Source organism: Brevundimonas vesicularis (assembly GCF_900445985.1).
Lineage (GTDB): Bacteria > Pseudomonadota > Alphaproteobacteria > Caulobacterales > Caulobacteraceae > Brevundimonas > Brevundimonas vesicularis_D.
Window position 1 is genome coordinate 1 of sequence record NZ_UAQP01000028.1, and the last position, 3300, is coordinate 3300.

Annotated in this window: 6 protein-coding genes; all 6 read left to right on the forward strand. The window is 51.4% G+C overall.

Features of this window, described 5'->3' with window-relative positions; genetic code table 11:
* Positions 1-206 (forward strand): hypothetical protein (locus DT343_RS18485; RefSeq protein WP_220116868.1); only part of this gene is annotated, 206 nt, incomplete at its 5' end.
* The gene (locus DT343_RS18490; protein WP_146756794.1) at positions 203-394 is read left to right on the forward strand and encodes a hypothetical protein; all 192 of its coding nucleotides are present in this window, start codon (positions 203-205) and stop codon (positions 392-394) included. The genes DT343_RS18485 and DT343_RS18490, both read left to right, overlap by 4 nt.
* Entirely contained in the window at positions 357-1433 is a 1077-nt protein-coding gene (ftsA, locus tag DT343_RS18495; protein ID WP_181669240.1) for a cell division protein FtsA, read from the forward strand. Before DT343_RS18490 ends, ftsA begins: the two co-directional genes overlap by 38 nt.
* Positions 1424-2587: a cell division protein FtsZ gene (ftsZ, locus tag DT343_RS18500; protein ID WP_112863921.1), complete on the forward strand. Its 1164-nt coding sequence runs from the start codon at positions 1424-1426 to the stop codon at positions 2585-2587. Before ftsA ends, ftsZ begins: the two co-directional genes overlap by 10 nt.
* Entirely contained in the window at positions 2587-2856 is a 270-nt protein-coding gene (locus DT343_RS18505) for a UDP-3-O-acyl-N-acetylglucosamine deacetylase (protein WP_220116869.1), read from the forward strand. The genes ftsZ and DT343_RS18505 overlap by 1 nt, the downstream gene beginning before the upstream one ends.
* Positions 2825-3300: UDP-3-O-acyl-N-acetylglucosamine deacetylase (gene lpxC / locus DT343_RS18510; protein WP_220116871.1), on the forward strand; the 476-nt coding region annotated here is incomplete at its 3' end. The genes DT343_RS18505 and lpxC, both read left to right, overlap by 32 nt.

Genomic DNA, 3300 nt, shown 5'->3' on the forward strand with positions numbered 1-3300 from the left:
CCAACGGCATCGAAGTGATTTTAGGACGCGAAGAATTAAATAAACGACTGAAAAAATTAGTGGTAATTAAAGAAAAAATGTTAAATCGTTATGGGCAGTATATTTCTACCTTAGATTTGCGTTATGCAGACGGCTTTTCCGTGCGTTGGAAAGCGGGGGTCAGTCCTGTGAGCGAGAAAATAAAAAACGAGAAGGCCGGAAAATGAGTGCAATAGAAAATATTCAAGCCGTCATCGATATTGGCAGTTCGCGTTTGCGCGTATTGATTGCGCAAAGCAATACGGAAGGAAAATTCAGTGTCTTAGGCTGCGGCGTGGTCAATGCCGAAGCGGTGAAAGCCGGCGTGATTAAAGATATTGCCGCCGCAAAAACAGGCATTGCATTATGCGATTGAAGAAGCCGAACGCCAATCCGGCTATGAAATCCGCAATGTCGATGTGGCAATCGGCGGAGAATACGTCATGGGGCTGAATAGCGAAGCGCAGATTTTTGTTTCAAATCAGCAAGTCGGCAATGCTCATATGCGCGAATTGGTTTTGCAGGCGCGGCATAAAGTCAGCGAGCCGAGCCAGCAAATTCTGCATATCTTGGCGCAGCAATACGTTTTAGACGGACGCTATGAAGTAGCCTACCCCGAATCCATGCCGGCGCGGCAGGTGAATGCCAGTTATCACGTTCTGCGCGCCGATCAAACCATGTGCGCCACCATCAAGCGTTGCGTGGAAGCGGCAGGGGTCGGCGTGAATGCCATCGTTTCCAGCGCTTTGGCGTCTTCTTATATGGCGACCACCGCGGAAGAGCGCGAGATGGGCGTATGTCTCTTGGATATCGGCGCCGGCACCAGCGATTTTATGATTTGGTTAAACGGCGTGCCGATTGCCAGCGGCGGACTGACCATCGGCGGCGAGCAAGTTTCCAGCCATTTGGCAGGCAAATATTCCACCACGCGCCAATATGCGGAAATGCTCAAATGCCAGCAAGGCGCGATGCTGCTGCCGCTGATGAAAACGCAGTTTTTGGAATTGCCGCATACGGGGCTGCGCAGCGGACGCAAAATCGAAAGCGCGGATTTCGTTGCCGCCATCCATGAAAGCTATACGCAATTATTCCAGCATTTTGAAGCCGCTTTGCGCCGCTTGGGCATGCGGGAAATCCCGATTCACAGCATCGTGATTACCGGCGGTGCGGCGCAACTGCCGGGGCTGACGCATTATTTAGAAGAAAAATTCGCTTTGCCGGCGCGTTTGGCGAAGCCGTATTTCATTGAAGGACTGGCCGATCACCTGCAATACGATGCAGGCATGACGGGCGTTTTGGGGATTGCCAAATTGCTATACGAGCCTTTGCCGGACCATGTTTGGGAAATTCAGCCAAAACGCGATATAATCCGCAAGTTAAAACACATTTTTGGAAGAGGTAGCCAATGGGCATAGAATTTGTCGGTCAGGAAGACAGTCGTAGCGAAACAGGTTCGCCGGTGCTTATCCGCGTAGTCGGCGTGGGCGGCGGCGGTTGTAATGCGGTCAAACATATGAGCGATTTTGATTTACAAGGTGTGGAGCTGATTTGTGCAAATACGGATTTGCAAGCGTTAAGAAACAGCCCTGTTCAACAAAAATTGCAATTAGGCGTGGAAACCACGCGCGGCATGGGTGCAGGCTCGCAGCCGGAAGTCGGACGCGCCGCCGCCGAAGAAGATCGCAAGCGTATTCGTGAAGTTCTGGAAGGGGCGGATATGATTTTCATTGCTGCCGGCATGGGTGGCGGCACCGGTACCGGCGCGGCGCCGGTGATTGCGGAAGTGGCGCGCGAAATCGGCATCACCACATTGGCCATCGTCACCAAACCTTTTGATTTTGAGGGTTCAAGACGTATGCGCATCGCAGAGCAAGGCGTTGAAGCTCTAAAAGCTAATGTGGATTGCTTGGTCGTCATTCCCAATGAGCGTATTTCGGAAGTGATGAGCGATGATATGCCGATGAATGAGGCTTTCCGCGCCGTGGATGATGTACTAAAAAACGGTGTACGCAGCATTGTCGGCGTTATCCAAAAACACGGACAACTCAATATCGATTTTGCCGATATTAAAACCATCATGTCCGCACGCGGTATCGCTATTTTAGGCTCAGGCGAAGCGCAAGGACCGGATCGTGCCGCCACCGCAACGCATAAGGCGATTTCTTCGCCTTTATTGGAAAATATCGATATTTCACGCGCCACCGGCATTATGTTTAGCGTATCTGCTCGCAAAGTCACTAAAAAAGACTTCACGACCGCAGGCAAACTGATTGAATCGGCTTTGCATTATCCGGATCCCTTGGTTATTGCCGGTATGTATGATGACGAAAGCATTCCGGAAGACGTGGTACGCGTTACCTTACTAGCCACCGGAATCAGCGATGAAGAAGATGCCTTTGACAGTGGCAATCTCTTCGGCTTCGGTACGCCGAACAATGCGCAAACTATCCCTGCTGCAGAAATGCCTATTAACCCTGCAGCGGAAAACACTCAAAAAGTCGGACAAAAAGGCGATGGGCATTTAAGCGGTTTGAATATCCCTTCAATCCTGCGCAGAAAGGCAAAATAATGCTGCGTCAGCGTACCATCAAGCAAGCCATTTCAGGTTCCGGCATCGGCGTGCATAGCGGCAAGCAATGCGATATCCGCCTACTGCCCGCGCCTGTCGGCACAGGTATCGTCTTTCGCCGTACGGATATCCATCCTATGGCGGAAGTGCCTGTTAATGCGCGCGATGTACGCGACACGCAATTATGCACCGCAATGGTTGTAGACGGCGTGGCGCGTCGCGACCGTCGAGCATCTGATGTCCGCCCTTGCCGGCTTAGGCATCGATAACCTCTATATCGAGCTGAATTCGCCCGAAGTGCCGATTATGGACGGCAGCGCCGCTCCCTTTATTTATCTCCTGCAACAGGCGGGCATCCGCGAGCAAGACGGGGCAAAACGCTTTATCCGCATCAATGAAAGCATTGAAGTGCGCGAAGGTGATAAATGGGCGCGGCTTTCGCCTTATCAAGGCTACCGCCTAGACTTTACCATTGCTTTTAACCATCCTGTCTTTCGCCATCGCAATGACCATGTGCGCTTGGATTTTTCCACGCGCGATTACATCCGCGATATTAGCCGCGCGCGTACTTTCGGCTTTTTGCGCGATATTGAATTTTTGCAAAGCCACGGCTTAGCCTTAGGCGGCAGCTTGGATAATGCGGTTGTGGTGGATGAATTTCGTATTATGAACGAGCAGGGATTGCGTTTTGACGATGAATTCGTGCGTCATAA